A 4,020-nucleotide genomic window follows, 5' to 3' on the forward strand; every position below is an offset into this window, starting at 1 on the left:
ATCCTACGCTTTCATCTCGGTAATTGAATTGCCGAGGATTCCCGCTTATTGTCCTAAAGGAGTTTAAATTATTATGAGAAGAAAATTGATCGTCGGCTTTTTAGCTCTCTGCTCTATCACAACTGTATGTCCTTCCGTTTACGCTTCCACTGAACATTACACAGACAGCAGCGTTACCGGTGCAGATTCCGGATGGTCTGACTGGGATGCAAACTGGGCAGATACAGCCGCTGATTTTACAAAAGTTTCCCTTACCCCTGGTGCTGATGATACACAGCTCAACTTCGCATGGTACAGCGAAAAAGGTGACAGCGATGCCACTCCTGTTGTACATTTTGGAACTGATAATGAGTAAAAAAGTAGTCCGATATCTTATCTATATTTTACTTGTCTGTGTGTTCGTCATTTTTGTCTTTAAACTCAATCAGACAGAAAAAACAGAACTGGTCGTCCGGACAGGTCAGACATTTGAAAAAGCAGAAGTTACAGAAATCCTTCAGGATAATCTTGATTCTAATGGAACTCGTGTCGGTGAGCAGAAAGTGCGTGTAAAAATGCTCACCGGCGCGCGAAAAGGAGAAGAACTTGACATCACCAGCAGCTCCGGTTATCTCTTCGGTGCCGCCTGCAAAGTCGGGATGAAAGTCATCGTCATGCAGAGTGTTGCCGGCGAGACCACGATTGCCAGCGTTTTATATAAAAAACTCTCTACTTCTACTATTTACATACATAAATATTGGCGTTAAAATAGAACCACTGGGTCAGAATCTGTCTGGCCCTTAATTAAACTTTATGTAGAGGGGAAAATCGAAAATGAAAGAAAAAGGAAGTAGTTTTTCCGGATCGATCGGCTTCGTTCTGGCGGCTGCCGGAAGTGCCGTTGGTGTGGGAAACATCTGGAGATTTCCATATCTCTGTGCCAAGGACGGCGGCGGATTATTTCTGCTGGTCTACCTTGTTCTGGTACTGACTTTTGGGTTCGTACTGCTGACAACAGATGTGGCGATCGGACGAAAAACAAAGAAAAATGCACTCCGAGCCTTCGAAGCTCTCAATCCGAAATGGAAATTTCTTGGTAAGCTGACATTTCTTGTGCCGACACTGATCATGACCTATTACTCTGTCATCGGCGGATGGATCACAAAATATTTTGTTACCTATATTATCTCTGACGGAACGGATGCCGCTGCGGATGGATATTTTACATCATTTATCACATCTGACATTGCACCGATCGTATTTATGCTGGTCTTTCTCGCACTGACTGCATGGATTGTTTTCCGAGGTGTAGAAAAAGGAATTGAACAATTTTCCAAGATCATCATGCCTGGGCTGATCCTTTTGATCCTGATCATTGCAATCTTTTCACTGACACTGACACATACCGATGCAGATGGAACTGTCCGCACGGGACTGCAGGGACTTGCTTTTTATGTAAAACCTGATTTCAGTGGACTGACTGTAAAACGTTTCCTGGAAATCCTTCTGGATGCGATGAGCCAGCTTTTCTTTTCCTTAAGTGTTTCCATGGGGATCATGATCACTTACGGATCTTATGTCAAAAATGAAGTCAATCTGAACAAGGCAACAAACCAGATTGAGATTTTTGACACTGGTGTTGCTTTTCTTGCAGGAATGATGATCATCCCGGCTGTATTTGTATTTCTTGGCACAGACGGTATGGCTTCCGGACCAAGCCTTATCTTTATCTCACTGCCAAAAGTATTCGACGCCATGGGCATCTTTAGCCGTCCGGTAGCAATTGCATTTTTCCTGATGATGGGTTTTGCTGCGCTGACTTCCTGCGTTTCTGTCATGGAAACTCTGGTCGCAAACTGCATGGAACTTTACCACAAACCGCGCAAAAAAATGTGCGGTGCTGTCGGTATTTACTCCCTGATCACGGCTGTTCTGATCTGTCTTGGATACAACAAACTGTACTTCGAACTGAAACTTCCAAACGGTTCTGTCGGACAGCTTCTTGATGTTATGGACTACATCAGCAACAGTTTCCTGATGCCTTTTATCTCACTTCTGACCAGTATTCTGATCGGATGGGTGATCGGTCCGGACTGGATCGTAGGAGAGGTGGAACGAAACGGAGAACACTTCAAACGTGCCGGTCTTTATCGCTTTATGATCCGTTATGTTGTACCGGTTGTTATGCTGGTTCTGTTCCTGGTATCTACCGGATTTGCTGATCTCATCTTCTAATTTATTGCTATATTTTCACGAAAAAAGTTCCCCCGGGCTGGTTACTTTTTTTAGAAAAAGTACCTGCCTGGAGGAGTTTTTTGTATGTATGTTTGTGTTTATACAGTAATCTTGAACCAGTCTTTTTCTTCGAAATCAACGACGGTACAATCGTTTGCATAGGTGCATTCCGGAAGAATGATCATTGCATGAAGTTCATCATTATTCAACGGAAGCGGACAGAGGTGCCAGATCGCTGCGTTGATCTTGACCATGCATCCCTTTGGTACGATGAATGCCTTGGCAAGTTCCGGGACTGGTGTACCGCCAGATGCCGGTGCTACATGAATGATCATGTCATCATCCAATGCTACGATTCCTTCCCACGTGGTTGTGTGATATTCTGCCATTTTGATAATCCTGTCATCCTTGCGGACTGCAATCGGAGAAAACGCGATACTGCCTACACAGGTTCCGGAAATACGGTCCGGATAAAACTTATGGATCTCGCCTGATAATGGATATCCCTCCGGTTCTGTCATATTGCAGAATGTTCCGTATGGAGCAAAATCTGCTGCATTGATCTTAACTGCTTTTACTTCTCTCATTGTAAAAAATCTCCTCTTTTTTAATAAAAACCCCATTAATAATTTCAATAAACTCAGTATAGCATAGCACTGTCATGTCCTCAAGGTTAAGTAAATACTGAGTTGCGGCATTCTTTTACAGTTGATATAATCTATAATATATCCTAAAACGCTATTCACAAATTCACTCATACAAAGGAGGCTTCAAATGATCCTGGAAGTTTGTGTTGACTCTGTGGAATCCGCTGTAAATGCAGAACTTGGCGGTGCTGACCGCATTGAATTATGCGGTGACCTGATCGTGGGCGGGACCACGCCCTCGCTTGCTTTATACGAAAGAATACGCGAAAAGATCAATATCCCGATCCATGTGCTTCTCCGTCCGCGATTCGGAGATTTTCTGTACAGTGAAGAGGAGATTGAGATTCTGACACGACAAGCGGAAGCTTTTTCCAAAGCCGGTGCTGATGCTCTGGTGATCGGATGCCTGACCGCAGATGGACAACTTGATACAGAGGTATTAAATCGAATTATGGATGCAGGAAAAGGTACTCCATATAATCTACATCGTGCTTTTGATATGTGTCGTGATCTGGATGAAGCACTGGAAACTGCCCGAAAACTTGGCATTGTTTCTATTCTTACTTCCGGCGGAGTCGCCTCTGCTCCTGATGGTATTCAGACTCTGAATCGTCTGAAACAAAATGCCGGAAATGTTGATATCATGGCAGGTGCAGGAATAAATTCTCAGAATCTTTCTTACATGCTGGAACGCTCCGGTCTAACTGCGTTTCATATGTCCGGAAAGAAAGTTCTGCCAAGTCAGATGAAGTACCGTAATCCACATGTAAATATGGGAATGCCCGGATTTTCCGAGTATGAAATCCTTCGCACAGACACAAAAGAAATCCAGAAAGCGAGGGCTGTTCTGGATTCCTGGAAGTAGATGATTACGATGTTTTACCAGAATCTGTCAGATTCCAAAATACTCATTTTTCTGCCAGTGCATGTTCGTAAATCTCACGGTCAAGGTCTTTGAAGACATTGAAGATTACTTTCTTTACGTTGGTTTCCTGCTGCAAAAACTCACGCACCGTATGTACTGCAATCTGTGCCGCACGTTCTTTCGGAAAATGGAATTCTCCGGTGGAAATACAGCAGAAAGCCACACTGTGAATCAGCAACTCTATCCTCACACGACTGAAGTCGCGTGCTTCCGGACGCTTTAGGCGTCAGACTA

Annotated in this window: 5 protein-coding genes and 1 pseudogene; 4 read left to right on the forward strand and 2 right to left on the reverse strand. The window is 43.9% G+C overall.

Annotated elements, in window-relative coordinates:
* Positions 1-73 precede the first annotated feature (73 nt).
* From DXC01_RS19750 to DXC01_RS19760, 3 genes are all read left to right on the forward strand, one after another.
* Positions 74-355, forward strand: a complete 282-nt coding sequence (locus DXC01_RS19750) for a hypothetical protein (RefSeq protein WP_243111685.1) — start codon at positions 74-76, stop codon at positions 353-355.
* Positions 348-746, forward strand: coding sequence for a hypothetical protein (locus DXC01_RS19755; protein ID WP_243111686.1), 399 nt, complete (start codon positions 348-350; stop codon positions 744-746). Before DXC01_RS19750 ends, DXC01_RS19755 begins: the two co-directional genes overlap by 8 nt.
* Positions 747-813: 67 nt before the next feature.
* A complete protein-coding gene (locus tag DXC01_RS19760; protein WP_022214115.1) occupies positions 814-2,214 on the forward strand; it encodes a sodium-dependent transporter in 1,401 nt (466 codons plus the stop codon).
* 98 nt (positions 2,215-2,312) lie between these two features.
* On the opposite strand, the gene DXC01_RS19765 is transcribed toward DXC01_RS19760, so the two are convergent.
* Entirely contained in the window at positions 2,313-2,801 is a 489-nt protein-coding gene (locus tag DXC01_RS19765) for an ureidoglycolate lyase (RefSeq protein WP_118699677.1), read from the reverse strand.
* Between the two features lie 187 nt (positions 2,802-2,988).
* On the opposite strand from DXC01_RS19765, the gene DXC01_RS19770 reads away from it, so the two are divergent.
* Positions 2,989-3,726: a copper homeostasis protein CutC gene (locus DXC01_RS19770; protein WP_118699678.1), complete on the forward strand. Its 738-nt coding sequence runs from the start codon at positions 2,989-2,991 to the stop codon at positions 3,724-3,726.
* A gap of 43 nt (positions 3,727-3,769) precedes the next feature.
* Here the strand turns inward: DXC01_RS19770 and DXC01_RS19775 are convergent.
* Positions 3,770-3,958, reverse strand: a pseudogene (locus DXC01_RS19775) (macro domain-containing protein); the annotation flags it as partial.
* Positions 3,959-4,020 lie beyond the last annotated feature (62 nt).

Source organism: Blautia sp. OM07-19, assembly GCF_003481595.1.
Classification (GTDB): domain Bacteria; phylum Bacillota; class Clostridia; order Lachnospirales; family Lachnospiraceae; genus Blautia_A; species Blautia_A intestinihominis.